Genomic DNA, 24,094 nt, shown 5'->3' on the forward strand with positions numbered 1-24,094 from the left:
AAATCTATGAGCACAGAAAAATCAAATATCACTTTCTCTAAACCTTACGAAGCCATACTCTTTCGTGGGTTACTATTTTTTGCCATTATTACCAGTATTCCTTTTTATCCTAGTTTTTATTTAAAGGATTACAGTGAAAGCTTTCAAACAAAAACACATCCCTTTAGAATCATCGATGTGGTAAGTCAAAACAACCCTTGGTTTTTTGACAATGCCAGTGGCAAAAACTATGTTGGCTGGCTTACAACCCTATTTTTGAGTATTTTGGTTGGTGGCGTATGGCATCTGCTCGACAAAAAACGTAAAGATTATTCAAAATTGACCTATTGGTTCTTTGTGGTTGTACGCTACGGGTTGGCACTTCGAATGTCGTGGTTTGCCATTGCAAAGGTTTTTCCAGTACAAATGCCATTTCCAACAATAAGTCAACTCAATACCAACTTGGGAGAGTTTACCCCAGGCAAATTATACTGGCTTACGACAGGAGTATCTCCTTTCTTCGAGGTTTTTGCTGGGGTATTTGAATTAGTGGCAACTGTCCTAATTCTGTTTCGCCGTACCACTACTTTGGGCGCATTGATGATGATAGCGATTCTTTTGCCTATTTGGTTTGTCAACATCGGTTATGATGCAGGGGTTGAAGTCACAAGTTTACATATTTTAACACTCGCTATTTTACTTTTGGTAAAAGATATAAAAGCATTTTGGGAAATATTGATTTTACATAAAACATCCATTGTGCCCAACTTTCAAGCGCCACATTTTACCCAACCTTGGCAAAATACCACTCGATTGGTACTGAAATGGGGCTTTATTTTGGTATTCTTGGTATATCGAGGTTTTGAATATGGTCGAGTATATGCTGCTGAGAAGACTTTCAAACTGCCTTTGACAGATGGAGTCAAGTCATTAGCAGGGTTCTATGATGTGGCAAATTTTCAAATCAATCATAAAACATTACCGTACAACCCCAACGATACTTTACGTTGGCAAAATGTAGTCTTCGAAAAATTCAATACATTCAGTATTAAAGTAGCCAACCAAACCCGACTCAATACGGATAATAAAGTAAGGACTACCGAATACTACGGCAATGTCGGAAGGCTGTATTATGGCTATGATTTGGATTCCATCGCCCACAAAATTGTGCTAAAAAATCGTGCAGATATTTCTAAGAAACTTATTTTTCATTATCAAAAAACAAATCACAATGAATTGATTTTGAATGGTATCAATGAGTCTGGCGATTCTCTATCGATTACATTGAAGCGCCAAGAAAAATACTATCCTTTAGTAGAAAAACAATTCCATTTATTTGGTAAAAAGTAGCAGCCGTATTTTATCAATAATTTCTTTTAGATGAAAACCATATACTTATTCATTGGTCTGTTGACCAATACAGGTTTGTTATATTTTTATACTAAAGGAGAAAAATCATATTCTCCTTTAGTATCTATCCAGCGTGATTCAACTCTGTATGGATTTGGACGTGCGGTCACACAGACCGAAATCGATAAAATAGACATAGACGTAAGTCCTAGTGGTAGAGGCTTACCCCAAGGGAAAGGAATAGCCACAGAAGGTAAAAAGATTTTCGAAGCAAAGTGTGTGGCCTGTCATGGTATCGGAGGAACAGGTGGCTTAGGTGGGGCATTGGTTACTACAAATGATCCTAAAATCAAGAAAAAGGAAAAAACAATTGGTAATTATTGGCCCTATGCCACTACCATATTCGACTATGTTCGCCGAGCAATGCCTTTTAATCAGCCCGGTTCGCTAAGCAACCAAGAGGTTTATCATCTCACGGCTTATTTGTTGCATGCCAATGGAATCATCGATGAAAAGAAAACCATTGATGCTCAAACACTCCCTAAAATCGAAATGCCTAATCACAAAGCTTTTGTCCCCGACGACCGAACAGGAGGACCAATTATTAGATAGTCCAACGGTTGTTTTAAACAAAAATTAGAAAGCTTATGCAAGAACAAGATAAAATTATTGAGATTTCTCAAACTTTCCCAAAGACCGTTTCACGACGTAAACTCTTGGGTGGAATGCTGACAACGGCTGTAGCAATAACTCAATCTGCCAACGGACAAGCTATTCAAAAAGGACTTAACGATGAAGACCCAACCAAGGTAACTGGAACGCTTCCAGCTGAGGTTGGTACTCGTTCACCTTTTGTAAAGTCTGTCAAAAAGCCCTCAGATATATCTTCTCGTTCGCCCTTACAGGATTTTTATGGTTTTATAACACCATCTGATTTACATTTTGAACGCCATCATGGTGGCATTCCATTGATTGACCCGCAAAAACATGAATTGATTATTCATGGACTTGTAGAAAAACCTCTAAAGTTCTCTTTAGCTGATTTAAAGCGTTTTCCATCTGTTTCAAGAATTGCTTTTTTAGAATGTTCAGGAAATTTTAGAACAGGAAAAGAGACCATGACCCCACAAGAAATCGCTGGCTTGACTAGTCAAAGCGAATGGACAGGGGTTAAATTATCGACCTTATTTAGAGAAGTAGGAGTGAAACCACAAGCCAAGTGGTTTTTGGCAGAAGGAGGCGACTCCGCCGTCATGACTCGTAGTATTCCTGTTGCGAAAGGTTGGGAGGATGCAATCATTGCTTACGGACAAAACGGTGAACCAGTCCGACCAGAGCAAGGGTTTCCTTTTCGATTATTCTTGCCAGGTTGGGAAGGCAATGCTAGTGTAAAATGGCTTCGTAGAATTGAGCTATCAGACGAGCCATTTATGACGCGTGAAGAAACTTCCAAATACACGGAGGCTATCAAAGATGGCAAAATCAGAATGTTTAGTTTTGACATAGATGCTCGTTCGATTATTACTTTTCCATCTTTTCCACAATCTATAGAAAAAGGTTGGATAGAAATAAAAGGCTTAGCATGGTCAGGAAGAGGAAAAGTAGTAAAAGTTGAGGTTAGTACCAATGCAGGAAAAACTTGGCAAATAGCTGATATTCAAGAGCCTGTTCTTGATAAAGCACACGTTCGATTTAGATATTTATGGAAGTGGAATGGTGAAGAAACAGAAATCATGAGTCGTGTGACTGACGAAACGGGTTATACTCAACCTACTTTCCAACAATTGGTAGAAGCCAGAGGTTCTGAAATGGGGGGATATCATTTGAACCCAATAACAGCTTGGCAAATCAAGAAAGATGGTAGAGTTTTACTGAAACCAGAAAATTTAAGATCCTAAAAGCTTTGCGCACGAATAAAACTATATATCGTATGACGACAGATTTTGATGTAATTGTGGTGGGTTCGGGACCAAACGGATTGGCAGCAGCGGTTAATCTACAGCTCAAAGGTTTATCGGTGCTGTTGATTGAGTCGAAGTCAACAATAGGAGGGGGCTTGCGAACGGCAGAACTAACGTTGCCAGGTTTCAAACATGATATTTGCTCGGCGATACATCCTTTGGGAATAGCTTCACCGTTTTTCAATACCCTTTCATTGAATAGATACGGGCTTCAGTTTATAGAACCAACCGTAGCAGCAGCTCATCCATTAGACAATGGGAAATCCGCCATTTTGACAAAAGATATCCAAGAAACGGCTTCAAGACTGGGTATTGATCGTGACAATTACCTTCGTTTAATAGCACCAATCGTGCAAGACTGGAATGCTATTTTACCTGATATACTGGCGCCTTTTCATTTTCCTAAAAATCCTATTAAGTACAGTCAGTTTGGACTCAAAGCACTTTGGTCGGCAAGTCATATCTCTAAAAGATTTGAAACCAGTGAGGCAAAGGCCTTATGGGCAGGCATGGCAGCGCATGCCATTCAGCCACTTGAAAACTTAACTACTTCGGCGATTGGGTTAGTCTTATTGGCGGCAGCCCATAAAGTAAATTGGGCTATTCCGAAAGGAGGCTCGCAGGCAATTGCGAATGCGCTGACTTCTTGCTTTTTGAGTAATGGAGGAAGTATTCAAACTGATTTCCATGTAAAATCTTTAGGACAATTGCCCTCAGCCAAAGCTATTATTTTTGACGTTACTCCTCGCCAGTTGCTACAAATTGCAGGGTATACATTTTCAAATATCTATAAATGGCAACTCGAAAAGTATCGCTATGGAATGGGCGTGTTTAAGGTAGATTGGGCTATTGACGGACAAGTACCGTTTACGGATGAGAAAACACGTCATGCAGGGACAGTACATATTGGTAATACTTTTGCTGAAATTGCTCATTCAGAAGCTCGAACCGCTCGTGGTGAACACCAAGAAAAGCCCTTTGTTTTATTAGCACAACAGGGTGTTTATGACACCAGTCGAGCACCCGAAGGAAAGCAAGCTTTGTGGGGATATTGTCACGTGCCACATGGCTCAAAACAAGATATGACTGAGGCTATCGAAAAACAAATTGAACGATTTGCGCCAGGTTTTCGAGAGCGAATTTTGGCTAGACATGCTTTTAATACCGAGCAATTAGAATCCTACAATCCCAATTATATTGGTGGCGACATCAACGGCGGAATCATCGACTGGCGACAGCTTTTTACACGACCAGCCCTTAAAAGCTCCCCTTACCGAACCTCAACTAAAGGTTTATACATCTGTTCATCATCGACACCGCCAGGTGGGGGCGTACATGGCATGTGTGGTTACCATGCATCTGAGCGAGTTTTTAAGGATTTGTTTTAGTCATTTTTCTTTACACTTCATTTATAGTAGCATTTCTATAAATCTGATTTCAAGCTATGTTGTTTTCTAAAAAAAATATATTGCTTCTCATTGGTCCTGTACTATTTTTGACATTGGCTTATGGTAATTTGTTGCCATTTAATCATGAAGTTAGCAAGGTTATTGGAGTGGCAACATGGATGCTTATATGGTGGATTTCAGAAATTGTTGATTTACCCGTTACGGCGCTGTTGCCGATTGTCATCTTTCCGAGCTTTGGTATTTTAGATCTCGCCACCACGGCAAGCAATTATTCTAATGCAACTATCTTACTTTTTCTATCAGGTTTTGTATTTGCTTTGGCTATTGAAAAACACAAACTTCATGAGCGTATCGCCCTACACATCATTCGATGGATAGGAACATCCTCCAATAGAGTTGTGCTTGGTTTTATGGTAGCTACAGCCTTTATCAGTATGTGGGTAAATAATACAGCCGCCGCACTACTGATGTTTCCGATAGCCACTTCCGTATTGTCAATATTACAGCAATCCATTACTAGCGAATCTAGCCAAAAGGAGTTTGTCCTTATGTCAAAAGCGCTTTTGTTGGGCTTAGCATATAGTGCTTCTATCGGAGGTACTGCCACACCTATTGGAACACCAACCAACGCCGTATTGACGGGATATTTCAACGAAAAACTACATACAAGTTTAGCTTTTGGTAATTGGCTACTCATCGGACTACCACTAGCCAGTATTATGACCTTTATGGCTTATTTTATTTTGACAAGGCTCGTCTTTAAGTCCAGAGTAGCTCAACTACCTGAGTTAACACAAATCATTAATCATAAGATAACAGAGCTTGGAAAAATCACCTTTCCAGAAATCGTAGTTATCACGGTATTCTTGTTAACAACCGCAGCTTGGATTTTAAGAGTTGTACTGATAAAATTACCTGCACTTGCATTTCTTAACGATACAATCATTGGGGTTTCGGGCGCTATTATTTTATTTATAGTACCGCATCCAGCATCAAAAGATCAATACATTTTTGTTTGGAAGGATATGCAAAAGCTTCCTTGGGGTATTTTATTTATGATAGGAGGTGGTTTGGCATTGGCTAAAACCCTGGAGTCATCGGGTATTGTTCAGTTGATTGCCAATTCAGTAAAAAACTCAGGAATAAACAATGGATTAATTGTTCTGATATTGGTTGTAGGTATTACGTTATTGTTAAAAACAGTAATAGCCAACACTGCACTCGCCACTATTCTTATACCAATGGTAATAGGCATAGCAAACGCATCAGATATAGATCCAATCATGCTAGGAGCGCCTACGACCTTTGCTGCAAGTTTTGCTTTTATATTACCCATGTCAACTCCGCCAAATGCTATCGTACTGACACTAGGTCATATTCATGTCAAAGATATGATGAAGGCTGGTATAGCCATTTCACTCATTGGCTATTTGTTATTAATTTCACTCAATGGGTTTTATAGAGTTATGCTGTAGGACACAAACTTATTTATTATTTCATTCAAATTACCTAAAGCTATCAACACATTTTTATGAAAAAAGCTGTAATCATTTTAGTATCTCTCATCTTACTGTTTATAAACGAAGCATTCTCACAAAACATCAGTAGTACCATTGGACCCGATAAAGGAGCCTTGGTTATAGTTGGTGGTGGGAAAGTCCCCGCCGAAATTTGGGCTAAATTCATAGAGTTAGCAGGAGGGGAAACTGCCAATATCGTTGTCATTCCAACGGCCTTGGGTGACTCAGCAATCCAAGCTTCCAAAGGCGTTTTTCCTGAAAAAGATTTACTTGAAAAATTTGGCGTAGGGAAAGTTACCATTTTACATACCACCAACCCACAAGAAGCCAATACTGAAGCTTTTATTAAACCTATCAAAGCTGCTACTGGAGTGTGGTTTGTTCGAGGACGCCAATGGCGATTAGCAGACTCTTATCTGAATACGTTAACACATAAAGAGTTGCTTAAGGTATTAGATCGCAACGGGGTAATAGGAGGTACATCTGCTGGAGCTACCATTCAAGGCTCATTTTTATTGAGAGGCGATACCAAAGTAAATACTATCCTAGAAGGCGACCATACAAAAGGTCTTGATTTTATACATCAGGTGGCTATTGACCAACACATACTACCTCGAAATAGACAGTTTGACTTGATTCCTGTCATCAAAAAACATCCCGAACTCCTAGGTATAGGAATCGATGAAAGTACGGCGATTGTAGTCAAAAAAAATCAATTTGAGGTAATTGGTAATTCGGTAGTCGCCATTTATGACATCGCAAATATTCAAGGAAATACTAATAATCCTTCTAATGAGTCTGGTAATGGAGGCGCTTTCTTTTTTGTAAGTAAAGGTCAAAAATTTGACTTGAAAAATAGAAAGATAGTGAAGTAATGATAAACAAAGCTTAAAGCAGATTAATGCAAAATAAAATAATCCTTTCAAGATATCTTATCCAGTCTTGATTATTCATCACATAAGCTACTAAATATCAATTCATAACCTACAAAAAAGCCTGATCGAGAAACTCAATCAGGCTTTTTAATTTAATTGTGCGAGATACTATTTAGGGTTAAGTTGTTTTCTGTTGTACCACTCAGATAGATGGTATATATTTTACCTGACTGAACGGTTATGGATTTCTGTAAAAGGCTTAATGCTGTACTTCCTGCGCTCAAAGAGAAGTTTAATGTTCCTGCGTCCACACTCACGAAAGGTCCTAACGAATAGGCATTTAAACCTGTTCCCGAAATAATGGAATTGCCAGCTCTACCATAGGCGATACTATTGAAAAGTATGTTGTTATTGGCTTGTACCTGAACATCGTTGACGTTGGGTGCCAAATGAACAAATCTTACTTTTGCCTTTCCTGAAGCGGGTGCCTGCAAATCATCGTAAAATAGAATCAAGGAATCAGCCGTTGATGATTTCTTTTTTCTGACAGCAAAAACAGTATGATAATAGTCTGGAATAGGTCCATTGGGCCCTCCAGACGCACCGAAAGTCGCCGCATTCCCAAACTGTGTTGATGCTTTTAGCGTTGTACTTGTACCTTCGGAAAAGCTAATTTGTACATCACCAAATATGGTGTTTATGTAATCCGTAGCCTGATTTGCCGAAACAGTGTTGGTAGTGACTTTGGTAATGTATGTCCAAAAATGGATAGGAGTGGTGGTATTTCGGGCATTTACAAATCGGATTTTGGCTGACAATGGCGTTCCTTCTTCTTGAAAATCAAGGTATGATTTTTTACAAGAATTCAAAAAAAGCATAGACAGCGCAGCGAGAATCCAAATATATTTTTGTCGAATAATCATATTGAATAAATTAAGTAAAATCGTTTTTTATGAAAAAGTAAGTAAAACAGCGTGACGGAATAATTAGAATGTTGCGGCAAGACGAATGAAAGCACGACCACCTGTTGACACAAACTGTCCACCTCCAGGCGTGGCAATACGACGACCAGCTACTAATTGATCAGTATAGTCTGCTAGAACGTTGAAAACATTGTTAACCCCTGCTGTCACCTGAATAGTTGGTGATAATTTATAACCAGCTGATAAATCAGTAATCCATTTTGGACTAAAGTTTTGATAGAAAATATTCCCGCCACCAAAGTTTGTCGCTACGTTTACGTCTCCGAAATACACCGTTCTAAGTAAAAAATTCCAGCGATTAATGGCATAAAGTGCTTGCAGACTAATTTTCTTTTGTGGAATAGAAGACTCTATACGTACTTTTTCAGTAGGACTTACAATCACATCCACGAAACTTTCAAGTCCTTTTGGCGTATTGATTTTTCGAATTTCATTTTTTCCAAAGTTTGCCGCCGCGGTAAATGTAAAATTACCAGTACCAATTTGTGCTTTGTAATTGGCGGTAATATCAATTCCTTGTGTACGAGAGTTTACAGCATTATAGAAAAAGTTAGCTTGATTGGCTCCAGTAGCAGTAAAAGCAGCTTTTAAATCAGCAGGTAAGTTGCTGGCGGTTGAGCTAAAATTTCCCGTTTGGATAATTCTGTCATCAATATCAATAGAGTAGGCATCCACCGACAATTCTATATTTCTGCTTGCTTTCGAAGTAAAACCAAGGGTATATCCTCTTGATTTTTCAGGTGTTAAACTTGGAATACCCAAGGCTCTAGCCGCAGCACTCACGTTAGATGCCGTTAGAATATCAACCCCAACTCCACCTAAAAATGAAGTAGATACAGCAGTGTAATAAAATTGAGCTAAATCTGGCGCTCTAAAACCACTACTCACTGAACCTCGGAGCGCCAACCACCGAGCAAATTGATAACGTGTCGCAGCTTTTCCTGTAAATACACTCCCAAAATCTGAGAAGTTTTCAACTCTCACAGCTCCTGATAAAGTCCACTCAGGTGTAATGTTTGCCTCTAAATCTAAGTAAGCCGAAATAATAGAACGCGTCACATTGGTTTCGCTTTCAGGCCTGAAACCCGGGTAAATTTGAGCACCTGCAGCTGTTCCATTCAGCGCTGTTTGTCCAACCTCCTGTAAATAAGGAATACCCAAATAGGTTGTATCTACATCATAAATAGTTCGGGTATCGGCCTTGATATATGAATTAGGTTCTCCTTTTTGTATGTAATAAGTTTCGGCTCTGTATTGCGTACCAAAGGCAATATTTAACCCGTGTAAGATTTTGTCAAAATATTGAATAAAATCTAAACTGGTTGTATTCTGACTAGCGCCATAAGCACCTGCGAAAAAGTTTTTAGGTGTTTTTAGCCCCAAACTTGCATTTAAAGAATGTGTAACTCGATTGGTAAAGCTATTACCCCCATAAACATTCGAAAAGTCTACGTTCCATCCTTTTACTTTTCCACGAAGTCCTACGGCAAGAGATTTATCTAAAATTCCCATTTCAATGGCAGGCAAAAAGCCATCAGGATAGATAAAAGTATTGTTACGAGTACCCCATCCTGGCAATCGACGAACGGCGGTAAACTCTGAATTACGATAACTCAAACCTCCGAAGGCATAAAATTCGGCGCCATTGGTCAATGGTAATGCGGTATTGAAGAAAACCAAAGCATCTTTCTGACGGTTTGGACCACTTCTTTGATTAAAATCTTTACGTGTCAAACCCCTTGAAGCAAGAATAGCTTCGTCGATTTCTTTGGTATAAATGGCATCATAATCTCTTACGCCTGCACCGCCGCCATAAATAGGACCTGTGTAAAGTCCATTATTACCACCACCAACGGGTTCCGCAATTCCTTGTGTGCCAAACTCGGCGGTAAGGTTGATAAACCCACCTTTTTCCCCTGTTTTCAAGCCATAGTTAATATTGCTTCGGGTATATTCGCCATCTCCTGAATAGCGAACACCTCCTGTTGTACTCACCAATAAATTATCCGTATTTTTCTTCAAAACAATGTTAATTACCCCAGCTATGGCGTCTGAACCATACTGTGCCGCTGCTCCATCACGGAGTACCTCTATACGTTCAATAGACGCCGTAGGAATAGCATTGAGGTCATAGCCTGTAGAGCCATTCCCATTTCCTCCAAAATTGATATTGGAGCTTTTATGTCTTCTTTTTCCATTGACTAATACTAATACTTGGTCAACAGATAAGCCTCGTAATTGTGCTAAGTTGGTAGCACTCGAAGCATCGCCACCACTACTTTCGGCTGAGTGAAAAGAAGGGGCAACATATTGTAAGATTTGCGTAACGGTAACTTGCGGAGCAGATTCTTGCAACTGTCTGATATTAACGACATCTACAGGTACAGGAGAATCAAGTTTGGTACGATTGGCATTGCGAGAACCTACTACCTGAACCTCGCCTAAAGTATTAATAGCAGGCTGAAGAGATACATTTACTTCACCTGAAGGCGGTATTGCAACCTCTTGGGACTGATAGCCAATAAATGAAAATACTAAAGTGGTTCCTTTTTGAAAACTTAGTTTAAAAGTTCCTGTGGGTGTGGTGGTTGTGCCTGTATTGGTGCCTTTTACGATTACTGAGACACCAATTAAAGGTGATTTATCTTCCTGAGCGGTTACTTTTCCTATAACAATTCTTTGTTGTCCAAAAATCTTGCTTATACTAAACAAGGATAAAAGTATAAAGAGTAAAGTAGTATTTTGTTTCATTAATAATGTGTTTTAGAGCGAAAAATAGCATACAGGTAAAGAAGCTAGCGATTGCTTTTAATCTTTATGAATTACCTCTTTACCCGTATCCATCTATTTTTTTATACTTGCAGTTGTGATAGTTGAGTTTTCATAAGGATTAGGCTCAGCAATCAAACCATCGAGGAGTTTGTTGAATTTTTTCGTGTACTGTTTAAAATATTTTCCTGTGACTTCGCCTGTATATCCTGTATAAATTTCACGAACATCACCATTTCTATCGATGATGATAGTAGTAGGAAAAGCAGCCATACGGTTGAGTGCTGCTAGTTTTTCGGTGGCGACTTTTTTATCGGCAATACCTCCAAAAACAATATCATATTCAATGTTGAAGAAATCACGAAGCTTGCCTAAGGTATATTTGGCATAGTTTAAATCATCTTTTTGCTCAAACCCAATGGCAATAGCTTCGACACCTCGTTGCTTGTTGGCTTTGTACCAAGGGGCCAAAAAGCGAGTTTGGTCGGTGCAATTGGGACACCATGTGCCTATAATTTCGACAATAACCACTTTCCCTTTGTATTTGTCATCACTTAGCGAAACAGGTTTGCCGTTGAGGTCAGGAAACGTAAAATCAAGCTTTTTGTATCCTTCCTTCAAAAAGGTAAGTTTGTAAGGATCAGGCAATTCTACCTTATTATCTTTACTAGCTTCAAACTTTTGAGTCACATAAATACCGAAACTGATCTCGCCATCGCTAATGGTTTTTAAATCAGGATTGATTGTGCCTTTTATCGCTACGGGACTCGGTCCTGTGAAACCCGAAAGTTTAAATTCATTTCCCTGAATAGTACCTTCTAATTCACGTGTGTCGCCCACTACAGTCATGAGTACTCCTGTCAGTTTGTTGCCTTTCTGTTCAAGTATCGCTACCGAATTGGCAGCATTGGGATCTTTACTAATGATTTTTACATTCCATTTTCCTGAGAGATTTGTAGCAGGTTTGATATTTTGACTAGGGTCGACATGACGATAAGTTTTACCAAATTCGGCTTCAAAAGGGAGTGCATTTCCTCTAAAATTAGGTACAAGACTTTTGTAAACACCTTTAAAATGACCGTTTTCGTCAACCTTTCCTACTAAAGCCGCATCGTAAGTATTCATTTTTACAAAAATACTATCGCCTGCAATTGTACTAATTTTGAAATCGTCTCTACGAGTACCATTTAGTAGGGTAAGTGTTGACTCATCAAGTGTTTTTCCTTTGATTTCAAAGTTGAAAGGCACCCTAGTTTCATTGACTTTAAATTCTCCGCGCCATCGTCCTTCCTTAAGAACAGGGGATTGATTCGCCAACGAGGGATTCGCTAGACATAGCGATAGAAGGGAGATTTGTAAACCTCCTTTGAGCAATGTGTTTTTCATAAAAGAGAGAAGGATTTAAAGTCCACCACCACTTAACCATTGGCAAAAGCATATCTGATGGTGGACCGTTTAAGAATTACGAAAAGTTTGGATTAGAGGCATTGGTCATGATAAACCAAGTGAAACTTGATAATTTCTTTCATGGCAAAGGGGTTTGGATGTTGAACAATATATTGAATTACGAAATTATTATTTTTTGAATCTGTCGTCTGTCAATGATTTCAGAAACTCCTCAATATCAGCAATTTCCTGCGCACTAAGACCTAGAGGAGTACTCAACGACAAATCACGATTAATACCATTTTTGACCACTGCATCAGGCTTATTATAATATTCAATCACCTCACGGAGCGTTTTGAACATACCATTGTGCATATATGGTGGTGTTACAGCCACATTTCTTAAGCCTGGCACTTTAAAATGTCCTACGTGAGTAGAGTCGCCTGTTATTTTTGAGCGACCCACATCTCGTAGATTTTTTCCATCATACAGTCCAATATTTTTGAATCTATCAGCTGTAAAGTCCTCACCCGCATGACAATTGGCACAGTTGGCTTTTCCGATGAAAAGTAGTCGCCCACGAATAGCCGACGCACTCATAGCCGAATCGTCGCCATTGATATAACGGTCATACGGAGTATTGGCAGTTTCTAGGTTTTTTTGGTAAGCGGCAAGGGCATCGCCCAAGAGTTTTTCTGTTGGCTGAGATTTATAAATTCTTTTGAACGCTCTACTATATACTTTGTCCTCTTTGAGACGAGCAATTGCTTCTTCAATAGGTAAATTCATTTCTGTTTTTGAAATAATGGGCTGTATTGCCTGCTCTTCTAATGAGTTGGCTCGACCGTCCCAAAATAAATGTATCCTGCCTGCCAAGTTCATCGCCGAAGGAGTATTTCGATCGGTCAGAATGCCATCTACGCCAGGGCTAAACTGTGTGGTATCGGCAAAAGCTAATTCGGGCTTATGGCATGAAGCACAACTAATGGTTTTTTTAGAAGATAATATGGGATCAAAGAAGAGTTTCTCTCCCAAAGCTACCTTATTGCTAGGTTCGTCGTCTGTTGTATTGAATTGAAAACTCATCAATGCTACAGCTATTACCCCAACGATGAAGAGGTATTTTCTCATGGCTTAGTTTCTAAATAATTGTCTATAAATCTTTTAGCTGTACGCAATAGGCAAAAAGAAGCTCGTAATTTTAAATCAACTTGATTGTTGTTAAAGGGAATCTTCAATCAATAAATAGAAGCCTTTATGTGTCTAGTTAAACTGAAAAGTTTTTTCAAAAGGAACACAAATGCCTTTTTTAAGATGACACACTTGTCCTTTTATGACGCCAAAAATATCATAACTATGTTCGACCAAACGAACTTTTGCCTTAAATTCTGCTTTTTGTGTAAAATAAGAAACCTTTGTTCCCCAATTTTTATCAATCTTTTTCAAAGGTGCAATAGGCTGAATATCAGAGCTTAATTCAAAAGAACCATTTTCTGAAAATTGAAAAACGGTAGGCTGTGGACCTACATCTCCTTTAAAATCAGAGGAATAGAGTGACCATCCTTTTTCGATAGATGAGCTAAAAACGAGTTCTACTTCGTCGCCGATTTTAAAATCTTTATTGGTGATTTTAAAGTTCCAATTGACAATTTTATCAATATCTGTTTCTTGCGCTTGTATGGCGTTTGTGAAGAGTAGGAGTAAACAAACGATATATATCTTTTTCATACTGATGTTGTGTATTTTGGAACAACTGAGGTGCTAATATACCTCAGTTGTTGTACTTGATGAAAAAATCTGCCCATTATCTCATCAAGAATATGAGTTATTTGCCAGCATTTGCCACCAAATTGACATTCAATTCGAAATCATTGTCAATAGCTTTATCGCCAAGGTTTTCAAAGAAATTTGTCGAACGAAACTTGATACCGTATTTGGTTCTGTCTACCACAATTTTAGCTTGTGCTGTAACTTTATTTTTTTCCACCTTAATCACCGCAGGAAACTTAACTTCATTAGTAATTCCTTTGATGGTTAATTTGCCCGTAACTTCATAGTTTTCACCACCTTTAGGAGTTACAGAAGAGGTAACAAATTTGGCTTTAGGGAACTTATCTGTACCAAAAAAGTCTTCGGCTTTGAGGTGCCCTACCAGTTTGGCATTGCCATCCTTATCTGTAATATCGGTTACAGTAAGCGAGGCAATATCAACTTCAAATGCACCACTTTTGAATTTACTATTGGATACCACCAACGAACCCGTACTCAAGGGGATATTACCTGTGTGTGAACCCGTTACTTTTTTGCCAGTCCAAACCAAATGACTTGCTTGACTGTCTACTGTATACGTAGCATCAGCGCCTTTAGTTTTGCCATCGTTAGCAGATACGCCCAGTGTGAGAGCTATCAATGCTGTGCATAGGAAAGATACTTTTTTTACCATTGTTCGTGTAATTTAATGTTTGAATATTAGCGTTATTTTAATGACAACTCAGCACTTGGAACAGGCTCATTAATCAATTTATCGAGGTCTTTATTCCATTTTTTGGCATACTTTTTAAAATACTTGCCTGTTACCTCACCTGTATAACCCGTATAGATTTGCTTGACTTTACCATCTCTTCCTATAATAATAGTGGTAGGAAAGGCAATCATTTTGTTAAGAGCTTCGAATTTTTCTGATGCTACCTTTTTATCTGCAATACCACCAAACAGGATATCATATTGAATATCATACTTGTCACGAAGTTTGCCCAAAGTATATTTGGCATATTCTAGGTCATCTTTTTGTTCAAATCCTACGGCAACTGCCTCAACTCCACGGTCTTTATTGGCCTTGTACCAAGGTGATAAAAATTGTGTTTGATCGGTACAGTTAGGACACCAAGTACCAATGATTTCAACAATGACCACTTTGCCTTTGTATTTTTCATCGCTCAATGAAACTAGTTTTCCATTTAGGTCAGGAAGTTTGAAATCTAATTTTTCATACCCTGGTTTTAAATAGGTAAGAGCATAAGGATCAGGCAATTCTGCTTTGCTATCTTTTACGCCTTCAAATTTTACATTGTTGTAAATACCAAGACCCACTTCTCCAGAGATACTTTTGTCGGGGTTGATTTTGCCTCGAATCAGCCACGGACTAGGCCCTGAAAATCCTGTTAGCGTAAACTCGTCCCCTTGAACAATACCTTCTAGCTCACGAGTATCGCCAGTAACTTTTAGGAAAACGCCTTTCAATTTATTTCCCTTTTGTTCAAAAATAGCCACTTGGTCTGCTACAGGCTCTTTACTACTGATTTTAATAGCCCATTTGCCTGAAAGATTATGATTGGCTTTTTGTTCTTTACTTGGTTCTACAAAGCGATAGGTTTTGCCGTATTCGGCTGTAAAAGGTAGGAAGTTTCCTCTAAAGTTGGGTACCAAACTTTTATAAACCCCAGACAATGAACCATCTTCATGAATTTTGGCTACCAATGCTGCATCATAGGTATTCATTTTAATAAAAACTGAATCCTCTGAGAGTTGCTTGACATGGAAGTCATCTCGACGACTTCCATTTAGGAGGGTGAAAGTTGCATGCTCTGCATCTTTTCCTTTTACTTCAAAATTAAAAGGAACTTGAACCTCGTTTACTTTGAAAGTTCCACGCCATGAACCTTCTTTGATGAATTTGCTTTGTGCATTCGCTGCCAATGTAGTAATCGACAAGCAAGCAATAGAGAGTAGTTTTTTAGTTGTTTTCATAAGTGATTTATTAATCTATAAAATATATAGATTAAGTATATTAATTGATTATATAATTTTGTTTCAGTTGTTGAACCAGACAGGAATACCTATTGCACAAATGTGTAACGTATTTTAGGTCGATTCAAAAATGGTTCTTTACTTAAGTTTTAAAAATGGAATTGTTTGGCCCAAATTCTTTCTCCAAAACTATAATAGTTTTGGAAAACAGAATTTATAATCTTGTGACATTCGGCCAAAGATTTATCTTTAGAATTAGGTTGGGGCACCTTATTGGTGGTTAACAGGTTGCCAGAAGATCATAGAGCCTAACCTCTCTCTTCATTCTTTATAAATCTTTTAATCTATTTATTCGATAGGACAAATGTATTTATAAATAGAATTACTTCCAAATAATTTATAAAAAATTAAAATAAATCTTTTGTTTTGAGAACCCAAAACATAATTAAACGCGTGAAGGTGATTACATTTTCAAATATTTAGAATTTTGTTGACCAAAAGATAGTAAAATATATAATAGCTTGATTTACAGAACACATTTTATAGAAATTAGAGGAAGTAACGCGATCATTGAGCTATCTAATTCATCAAATTAAAATATTATTCTATAAAACATATATAGTCTATAGTTTTTATAGAATAATATTTTATATATTTGCCATACAATACTTCTTTGAGGAAATAGACTAGAAAATTATAGTTAAACATATTATTCTGATCTTTATTTCTCTTGAACAGTTTGGTAATGACTAATAGTAAATTAGGGATAAGTATCACAGTCCAGACATAGAATATCAATTTTATGTCATGTTGAACTCTTTCGATTTATTATTAATCTACTTAATCTATATTTTAAATATTTATTTATGTCTGATTTAACCAAAAACAAAGCACAAACAGCCTTAGGCGATGTAGCTGCAAGGCAGCTCGCCATTGCTACCCGTACGGCTCCTCAGCTTTCTACTATTTCGCCTCGTTGGCTGACTCGTTTACTCAACTGGACTCCTGTAGAGTCGGGTGTTTATCGCCTCAATAAGGTAAAAGATGCTACTAGCGTAGAAGTAGATTGTTCGGCAAGAGATGAGCGCATTCTTCCTCATACGTTTGTAGATTATGTCGAAAACCCTAGAGAATACAATCTTAGTGCTGTTAATACGGTATTGGATGTACACACAAGGGTATCTGATTTGTACAGTAAACCATATAATCAGATTTCGGAGCAACTCCGCTTGACGATAGAAACAATTAAAGAGCGTCAAGAAAGTGAGCTAATCAATAATAAAGAATACGGTTTGCTTAATAATGTAGCTCCTTCTCAAATCATCAAAACACGTAAGGGTGCACCAACACCTGACGACTTGGATGAACTTTTGACAAAAGTTTGGAAAGAACCTGGTTTTTTCTTGTTACACCCATTGACTATTGCAGCCTTTGGTCGTGAGTGTACTCGTCGTGGTGTTCCACCTCCAACAGTATCACTTTTTGGTTCGCAGTTTATCACTTGGAGAGGTATTCCATTGATTCCATCTGACAAAGTGCCTATTGAAAATGGAAAATCAAAAATCTTATTGCTTCGTACAGGCGAGAGTCGTCAAGGTGTAGTTGGGCTTTATCAACCGGGCCTACCAGGCGAACAGTCTCCTGGCTTATCAGTAAGATTTATGGGAATCAATGACAAAGCGATTGCCTCTTATTTGATTTCACTGTATTGTTCTCTAGCCATTTTGGTTGATGATGCTATAGCTGTATTAGAGGACGTAGAAATAGGAAACTACCATGAGTATAAATACTAATCCAGAAGGGTTACCTGATGTGAGATTCTTGGAAGAACTTGCCAACAAGTTCTTCCAAGAGGTTCCTAATACCGAATCTCCTATCAGCGCAGTACCCGAACAATGGCCCAATTCGGCTCCGATTCATAACACATTACCTGACACACGACCTGAAGGTGTACCACCTTTGGGAAGTATAAATAATGTTAATGCCATAGATTTGAGCCGTCAACAATCTCATTCTCAAGGAAATTACAATCATTACGCGGGCGAACCGCACGTTCCTTCGTCTTTGGCGGGTAAAGGCATTTCACCTTCTGCTTATGCACAAGGTAATGAAGTAAACATCGCAGATCCACAAACAAGCTTGCCTGACCCACATTTTGCGGGGCAAGGTCGAGTGCCTCAGTCTGTGGCAGGAAGTGGTATATCACCTTCTTTGCAGTCAAATACCTCATCGTTGCAATTACCTCATTCGGATACTTATCAATCCTTGCCAGAGATTCACTCATTGGAACGTAATCCAGTTGGTTTGGTGCCACAGTTACCGTTTCAGGTTTCGACAACACCAGAGCAGGCATATTATTTTTTAGAAAATGACTGGCAAACAGGCTTTGCAAAAGTCATTGCTCAAGAAAAGAAAAACCATCCAATTGCAAGTGGTATCAAGTCGTCTTTTGATGTAAACTGGATAAAAAAAGATTTTCCAATTTTACAAGAAAAGGTAAATGGTCGTCCTTTGATTTGGTTAGATAATGCCGCAACCACTCAAAAGCCACGACAGGTTATTGATAGAATTAGCTATTTTTATGAGCACGAAAATTCGAATATCCATCGTGCTGCGCACGAACTGGCTGCACGTGCGACTGATGCCTACGAAGCTGCTAGAGAAAAAGTAAGAGCGTTTATCAATGCCCGTTCGACTAACGAGGTAGTATTTGTGCGTGGCGCAACAGAGGCAATCAATTTGGTGGCTAAAAGTTGGGGAGAGCAAAACCTCAAGGAAGGCGACGAAATTGTGGTTAGTAATCTCGAACACCATGCTAATATAGTACCTTGGCAACAACTAGCAGCCAAAAAAGGTGTTAAACTTCGTGTGATTCCTGTTGACGACGATGGCCAAATTATTTTGGATGAATATGCTAAACTACTCAACAACAGAACCAAGCTTGTTACTTTTACCCAAGTGTCTAATGCGCTAGGAACGGTAACGCCAGCTAAGCAAATCATTGATTTGGCGCATCAAGTTGGTGCTAAAACCTTGTTGGATGGTGCTCAATCAGTATCACACTTAAAGGTTGACTTACAGTACCTTAATGCTGACTTTTTTGTTTTCTCAGGACATAAAGTATTTGGACCAACAGGTATTGGTGTCTTGTATGGCAAAGAAGATTTGCTCAATCAGATTCAACCATGGCAAGGTGGGGGTAATATGATTAAAGATGTTACCTTCGAACACACACAGTTTCATCCTGCACCCAACCGTTTTGAGGCAGGTACAGGCAATATTGCCGATGCTGTAGGCCTAGGTGCTGCCATTGATTATGTAAACTTTTTGGGTATTGACAATATTCATCATTACGAACATCAATTGTTGGTGTACGCTACTAGTTTGTTGAAAGACATTCCGGGTCTACGCTTGGTTGGTACAGCTCCTGATAAGGCCAGTGTATTGTCATTTACTTTAAAAGGATTTACTAATGACGAAGTGGGGCAAGCCCTAAACAAAAATGGCATTGCTGTACGAACAGGACATCATTGTGCTCAGCCTATTCTGAGACGTTTTGGTTTAGAGAGTACCGTTCGTCCTTCGTTGGCTTTTTATAATACTTGTCAAGATATTGACACTTTGGTAGAATCCATTTTGAAAATCCAATCTGGTAAAAATTAACCTTTATTTGGCCTGCTACAAACCGTAAGCATTAGGAAAACATTTTACTTAATGCTTACGGTTAATTAAAACACTACCACACTTTATTATTAATGCTGAATTGTGAGTTATGAATTAGGAATGTACGAGGGATTTCCAACTATTGCGGATATCGGATTTCTGATTTCTGATTTCGGAAATAAAGAGAAGCATATTTATTTTTTACAAAATATAGAAGGTATAGCTCCGAAATACAACATCTGATATATATGGTTTTTATAGCCCTTCGTACACTACTAGTTATAAATTGTGAATGTAAAATTTTATTTATCAGTACTTTGACCTATAATTTGTCGCTCCTACTAACCTTCTCCAAAAAACAAAATCTTTAGATTTAATGGACAACCCTAACATACATAATTTCATTGAGCTTTTGCACAAAACGCATCGAGCCGAGTGGGAAGCTACGCCAAAGATTCAGGATAGTATTACTTGGCTGAGTGATTTGATAGAGTTTTTATTTCCTAATAACCGATTACACAAACAATCGACTTATGAAGGAATCTTAAAGAAGAACCAAATTGACCTTGAAAATATTTTACTAAGCTATCTAGATCCGATTGCTTTTGATGTTGAAGAAAAGGTAAGTGCTTTTTACAATGCGCTAGAAATACTCTATAATGATTTGAGAGCCGATGCCACCAAAATTTACGACAATGATCCTGCTGCAACAAGTATTCATGAAGTAATTGTTTCGTATCCAGGATTTTATGCTATTGCAGTTTATCGAATCGCCCATAAACTTACAAAATTAGAAGTCCCTATTTTACCTCGTATTTTGAGCGAATACGCACACGGCAAAACTGGGGTAGATATTCACCCTAATGCTGAAATTGGCGTTCCATTTTTTATAGATCATGGGACTGGTATTGTGATTGGAGCAACTAGTGTGATAGGACAAAATGTAAGTATTTATCAAGGAGTTACTTTGGGTGCATTGCAAGTAAATAAAGAGCTAGCTGAGGTAAAGCGTCATCCGACGGTAGAAGATAATGTGATTATTTATGCACGAACTACGATACTAGGAGGAAAAACAGTGATTGGACATGGAAGTATTATTGGAGGGAGTGTTTTTTTGACCAAGAGTGTAAGTCCTTATTCGCATGTATTTAATACCCACCAGCTACGAATTGATGTCAAACAAACAATATTTGATTAAAAATGGATGAATTGTTTTGTATAGAACGTTTTAGTGTAAAAAGGCTTACGATGTTTTCGCAAGCCTTTTTTTATATTAAAATCCTATCCCAAACTGAAAGGCAATACCGATTGAAGTGGGTTTATCGTTACCAAAACGAACAGGTAATGGAATAGCAATAAAGTAATTGGTATCTTTCCCTTTTTTGATAACCTTGTTGAAAACGGGTGTAAATCCTAATCGTCCAGAGGTTTCGAACGCCGCACGACCAACAAAGGTAAACCCGTGTTTGAACCGAAACATAATACCGGGATGGAAAAGAAAGTTACTAACACGGGTTTGGCTAGCATCGCTTCGTACAATGGGTACAAACTCCAAACTGGCACCTATATGATCAGATTTTAGAATATTGATGCCTACAGGCATTCCAACGGTGTACACCGAGCCAAAGTTTCCAGTGCTGCCCTGTGAGTCAAAAGCAATGAGTGAGTGTACTAATCCTGCATATCCCACCACTTTAGGATAATTATTGCTTGGTGTTTGAGCTAATGATACGTTACTTCGAATCATAAAAAGTAATAAGTACCAGTAAAAAAAGAGAGAGTATTTATTTTGCATAAAATGTTTTTTCTGCAAAATTCTTATCCGAAACTCTCCCTAAATAGTACTATTATTACCTTTGGTACAAATTTTACTTTTTTGCTGTTTTTCTATAATTGGAAGGACTTTCTCCCATTATCTCCTTAAAAATTTTAGTAAAATGACTTTGATCAGAAAATCCTGATAAATAGGCTATCTGTGTTAATTTATAATTGGTGTTGACCAATAAGTCTTTTGCTTTTTCGACCCTTAGCTTACGTATATATTCCCCGTAGGACATATTCTCAAAGTATTTGGGAAACTCCCTTGAAAGATAAGTTGGATTGAGGTCAAGTTCTCTCGAAATATCGCTAAGCGAGAAACTCAAATCGGCATCGATATAATCTTGTAAAAGATGTTTGAGGTCGAGTACCCAGTTGGGGGTATTTTCATTCACTAAATTCCCTTCGGCAGATAAGCCCACTAAGATACGCTCGACGCTACTTTGTACATGTTTCGCCTTTTGTAATTGACTTGCCCAAGTATATAATGCATCATAAACAACCATTCCTTGTGCTAAAAGTTGGTAATCGTCCAAAATATTATGAGATAAACCTGATGATATAGCCCACAATCCTGCCGAATATGGCGAAAAATCGTGACGGTCAGTATCGGCACCTCGAATAATTGGTGCCATGATTTTGAGTGCAGGGTCGTTTAGTTTGTACTTTTTAAGAAGCGTATCAAAGGTACAGTATTTACCTCGATGTGAAAGTTCGACATCAGGTATATCAAATGGGATAGCGCCTTGTAAATGAGCTATTTCTAAAACTTTATCCGATGGCACAAATAAAAAATCAGCATCGGCATCAATATATTTCCTTATGAGCCAAGGACAAGCTATTCTATCTATCTTGGGTCTTTCACGGGTAATCCACTTCATTTTATAATCATTAATAGTTATATCGGATCAAACACGATGTCTGTATTACATGTAAAGGAATATGCGGTTTCAAGATTACAAATATTCACTGATTTATTTAAAGAGATACAATGAGCTACTAATCAGTAATGAAGTCTCAGAAAATTTACTTTTTAGTATAATTATTCCAATTTTTTATTATTCAAAATAAAGAATAATTCCGAATGAATAAAACTTCTTTCTTTAAGCATTGCAATCTAACAAATAATAAATATCTTTGTCTATGGGTTTTGTAGATTATTGAAAATCAGAGTAACCACCTGCTCCTTTGATAATCCAAACCAGACAATTACGAACAGCGCAATATTTAACTTTTGACGTTTTATCATTTAGTAAAAATGGTAAAATAGAAGAAAGGTATGGAGTTTTGTAGTAACCGTGTTAATCATAAAAAAATCAATCACAATGAAGTCTATCGCTACGACTCAGTTTATTCAGGTGGTCAACCCTCTATTTCTCTCAGCTCGATGTTGTGACTAAAGTCACATTCCCTTTATTTTCCTAAATATCGTATCTAAGCAACAGCCCTATCTGGCAGGATAGTAGGTCGGTGGTTGACTTATGTTCCATCAGTTGGGCTGTTGCCTAGATGATTATATATACCTCTGTATCATTTCGATACAGAACTCCATTCATATTAACTTTACTAAAGCAATGAAAAAATACTATGTTACCCTTTTCCTATTGGGTTTAGGACTCTGGTCTACTCATGCTCAATCGAATAAAAATATCGTCATCAGTGGAACAAAATTTACGTATCCATTGGTCGAAACTTGGATTAAAGCTTATCAAAAAGCAAATCCTGAAGCTAAGATTCAGTTACTTGACAAATCACAATTAGCCAATCAAAAGCCAAGTATCAGAATTGCTTCGTACGACCTTGAGCAAACTGAACTAAGCAATAATCAAACAGCAATTCCAGTTTCGAAGTATGCCTTACTTCCTGTGACAAGTGCTAAAAACCCAGTCAATACAAAATTCCAGAAAAAAGGGTTGAAGTATGAAGACTTGAAAAAAATCTTTACTGTCGATCCTGAAGAGTCTATCGAAGATAACAAACCAGAGTTTGCCTACCAAGTATATACTCGTTCGGCAAGAGTTTGCTCTTCGATTACTTTTGCAAATTATCTTGGAGGACAAGTAGATGATATAGTTGGAAAAGGTATTTCAGGAGATGATGTTCATTTGCTTGAAGCTTTAAAAAGAGATTCAATTGGTATCACGTATAATAACTTAGGTTACTTGTATGATTTGCAAGCAAGAACCCCACTAAAGGAGTTTTCGATTATTCCAATTGACTTAAATGAAAATGGTAAAATTGATAAAGATGAGCAAATTTATCAGAATCTAGACCAGTTATTGGCTACTTTGAGCCAAACCAAAGGAAAGAAAATCCCTGTAGAACAAGTGTACTTTATTGTAGATGGTGATTCTAATCCCGAGGAACAAAAGTTTATTAAATGGATTCAATCTGAGGGACAGAAATTCAATCAATCGCTTGGTTTCTTGTCACTTGGCGAAGAAGCAACACAAATAAAGAGTGCGTCTTCAAGAACATCTGAAGGGCGCAACCGATAGAATTTTGGATGGTTGATTTTGGCTTTCAGTGCTTTGGGGCTGTTTATTGGACAGCCTAGCACTGAAATATCTACCCAAAGCATATATTCCACATTACCCCAAACCAAACTCAAATGTCTACTATTGATTTTAAAAT

19 protein-coding genes and 1 riboswitch are annotated in these 24,094 nt (G+C 38.0%); of the genes, 10 read left to right on the forward strand and 9 right to left on the reverse strand.

Going from position 1 to position 24,094, the window contains the following annotated elements; translation table 11 throughout:
• The first annotated feature begins 6 nt into the window (after positions 1-6).
• Genes QM481_RS23990 through QM481_RS24015 form a run of 6 tightly spaced genes read left to right on the forward strand, consistent with a single transcriptional unit; the run spans position 7 to position 7,094 of the window.
• Positions 7-1,329: a hypothetical protein gene (locus tag QM481_RS23990; protein ID WP_283383660.1), complete on the forward strand. Its 1,323-nt coding sequence runs from the start codon at positions 7-9 to the stop codon at positions 1,327-1,329.
• Between the two features lie 30 nt (positions 1,330-1,359).
• Positions 1,360-1,941: a c-type cytochrome gene (locus QM481_RS23995; protein ID WP_283383661.1), complete on the forward strand. Its 582-nt coding sequence runs from the start codon at positions 1,360-1,362 to the stop codon at positions 1,939-1,941.
• 35 nt (positions 1,942-1,976) lie between these two features.
• On the forward strand, positions 1,977-3,227 hold the full coding sequence (soxC, locus tag QM481_RS24000; RefSeq protein WP_283383662.1) for a sulfite dehydrogenase: 1,251 nt from the start codon (positions 1,977-1,979) through the stop codon (positions 3,225-3,227).
• A 32-nt stretch (positions 3,228-3,259) separates the two neighbouring features.
• Entirely contained in the window at positions 3,260-4,678 is a 1,419-nt protein-coding gene (locus QM481_RS24005; RefSeq protein ID WP_283383663.1) for a phytoene desaturase family protein, read from the forward strand.
• A gap of 56 nt (positions 4,679-4,734) precedes the next feature.
• Positions 4,735-6,174 carry an SLC13 family permease gene (locus QM481_RS24010; protein WP_283383664.1) on the forward strand — a complete coding sequence of 480 codons (1,440 nt, stop codon included), beginning with the start codon at positions 4,735-4,737 and terminating at the stop codon, positions 6,172-6,174.
• Positions 6,175-6,230: 56 nt separating this feature from the next.
• Positions 6,231-7,094: a cyanophycinase gene (locus QM481_RS24015; RefSeq protein ID WP_283383665.1), complete on the forward strand. Its 864-nt coding sequence runs from the start codon at positions 6,231-6,233 to the stop codon at positions 7,092-7,094.
• A gap of 152 nt (positions 7,095-7,246) precedes the next feature.
• Here QM481_RS24015 and QM481_RS24020 read toward each other — a convergent pair whose 3' ends face one another.
• The 7 genes from QM481_RS24020 to QM481_RS24050 form a co-directional block, all read right to left on the reverse strand.
• Positions 7,247-8,017: a DUF4397 domain-containing protein gene (locus QM481_RS24020; protein WP_283383666.1), complete on the reverse strand. Its 771-nt coding sequence runs from the start codon at positions 8,015-8,017 to the stop codon at positions 7,247-7,249.
• 63 nt (positions 8,018-8,080) lie between these two features.
• Positions 8,081-10,828 carry a TonB-dependent receptor gene (locus tag QM481_RS24025; RefSeq protein WP_283383667.1) on the reverse strand — a complete coding sequence of 916 codons (2,748 nt, stop codon included), beginning with the start codon at positions 10,826-10,828 and terminating at the stop codon, positions 8,081-8,083.
• A 93-nt stretch (positions 10,829-10,921) separates the two neighbouring features.
• Positions 10,922-12,232, reverse strand: coding sequence for a peroxiredoxin family protein (locus tag QM481_RS24030; protein ID WP_283383668.1), 1,311 nt, complete (start codon positions 12,230-12,232; stop codon positions 10,922-10,924).
• Between the two features lie 189 nt (positions 12,233-12,421).
• Positions 12,422-13,363 carry a cytochrome-c peroxidase gene (locus tag QM481_RS24035; protein ID WP_283383669.1) on the reverse strand — a complete coding sequence of 314 codons (942 nt, stop codon included), beginning with the start codon at positions 13,361-13,363 and terminating at the stop codon, positions 12,422-12,424.
• 132 nt (positions 13,364-13,495) lie between these two features.
• The gene (locus QM481_RS24040; protein WP_283383670.1) at positions 13,496-13,960 is read right to left on the reverse strand and encodes a protein-disulfide reductase DsbD domain-containing protein; all 465 of its coding nucleotides are present in this window, start codon (positions 13,958-13,960) and stop codon (positions 13,496-13,498) included.
• 97 nt (positions 13,961-14,057) lie between these two features.
• Positions 14,058-14,675, reverse strand: coding sequence for a YceI family protein (locus tag QM481_RS24045; RefSeq protein WP_283383671.1), 618 nt, complete (start codon positions 14,673-14,675; stop codon positions 14,058-14,060).
• Positions 14,676-14,707: 32 nt separating this feature from the next.
• The gene (locus QM481_RS24050; protein ID WP_283383672.1) at positions 14,708-15,979 is read right to left on the reverse strand and encodes a peroxiredoxin family protein; all 1,272 of its coding nucleotides are present in this window, start codon (positions 15,977-15,979) and stop codon (positions 14,708-14,710) included.
• 240 nt (positions 15,980-16,219) lie between these two features.
• Positions 16,220-16,316, reverse strand: a riboswitch (SAM riboswitch).
• A 529-nt stretch (positions 16,317-16,845) separates the two neighbouring features.
• Between QM481_RS24050 and QM481_RS24055 the strand changes: the two genes are divergently transcribed.
• The 3 genes from QM481_RS24055 (at position 16,846) to QM481_RS24065 (ending at position 20,840) form a co-directional block, all read left to right on the forward strand.
• Entirely contained in the window at positions 16,846-17,772 is a 927-nt protein-coding gene (locus tag QM481_RS24055) for a family 2A encapsulin nanocompartment shell protein (protein ID WP_283383673.1), read from the forward strand.
• Positions 17,756-19,642: a family 2A encapsulin nanocompartment cargo protein cysteine desulfurase gene (locus QM481_RS24060; RefSeq protein WP_283383674.1), complete on the forward strand. Its 1,887-nt coding sequence runs from the start codon at positions 17,756-17,758 to the stop codon at positions 19,640-19,642. Before QM481_RS24055 ends, QM481_RS24060 begins: the two co-directional genes overlap by 17 nt.
• A gap of 376 nt (positions 19,643-20,018) precedes the next feature.
• Positions 20,019-20,840 carry a serine O-acetyltransferase gene (locus QM481_RS24065; protein WP_283383675.1) on the forward strand — a complete coding sequence of 274 codons (822 nt, stop codon included), beginning with the start codon at positions 20,019-20,021 and terminating at the stop codon, positions 20,838-20,840.
• Between the two features lie 75 nt (positions 20,841-20,915).
• On the opposite strand, the gene QM481_RS24070 is transcribed toward QM481_RS24065, so the two are convergent.
• Positions 20,916-21,437 carry a hypothetical protein gene (locus QM481_RS24070; protein ID WP_283383676.1) on the reverse strand — a complete coding sequence of 174 codons (522 nt, stop codon included), beginning with the start codon at positions 21,435-21,437 and terminating at the stop codon, positions 20,916-20,918.
• Between the two features lie 73 nt (positions 21,438-21,510).
• Positions 21,511-22,341 (reverse strand): chromate resistance protein ChrB domain-containing protein, encoded by an 831-nt coding sequence (locus tag QM481_RS24075; RefSeq protein ID WP_283383677.1) that lies wholly within the window; start codon positions 22,339-22,341, stop codon positions 21,511-21,513.
• Positions 22,342-23,034: 693 nt separating this feature from the next.
• Here QM481_RS24075 and QM481_RS24080 point away from each other — a divergent pair.
• Positions 23,035-23,958 carry a substrate-binding domain-containing protein gene (locus QM481_RS24080; protein WP_283383678.1) on the forward strand — a complete coding sequence of 308 codons (924 nt, stop codon included), beginning with the start codon at positions 23,035-23,037 and terminating at the stop codon, positions 23,956-23,958.
• Positions 23,959-24,094 lie beyond the last annotated feature (136 nt).

Origin of the sequence: Flectobacillus rivi (assembly GCF_030056655.1) — a bacterium.
GTDB classification, from domain to species: Bacteria; Bacteroidota; Bacteroidia; order Cytophagales; family Spirosomataceae; genus Flectobacillus; species Flectobacillus rivi.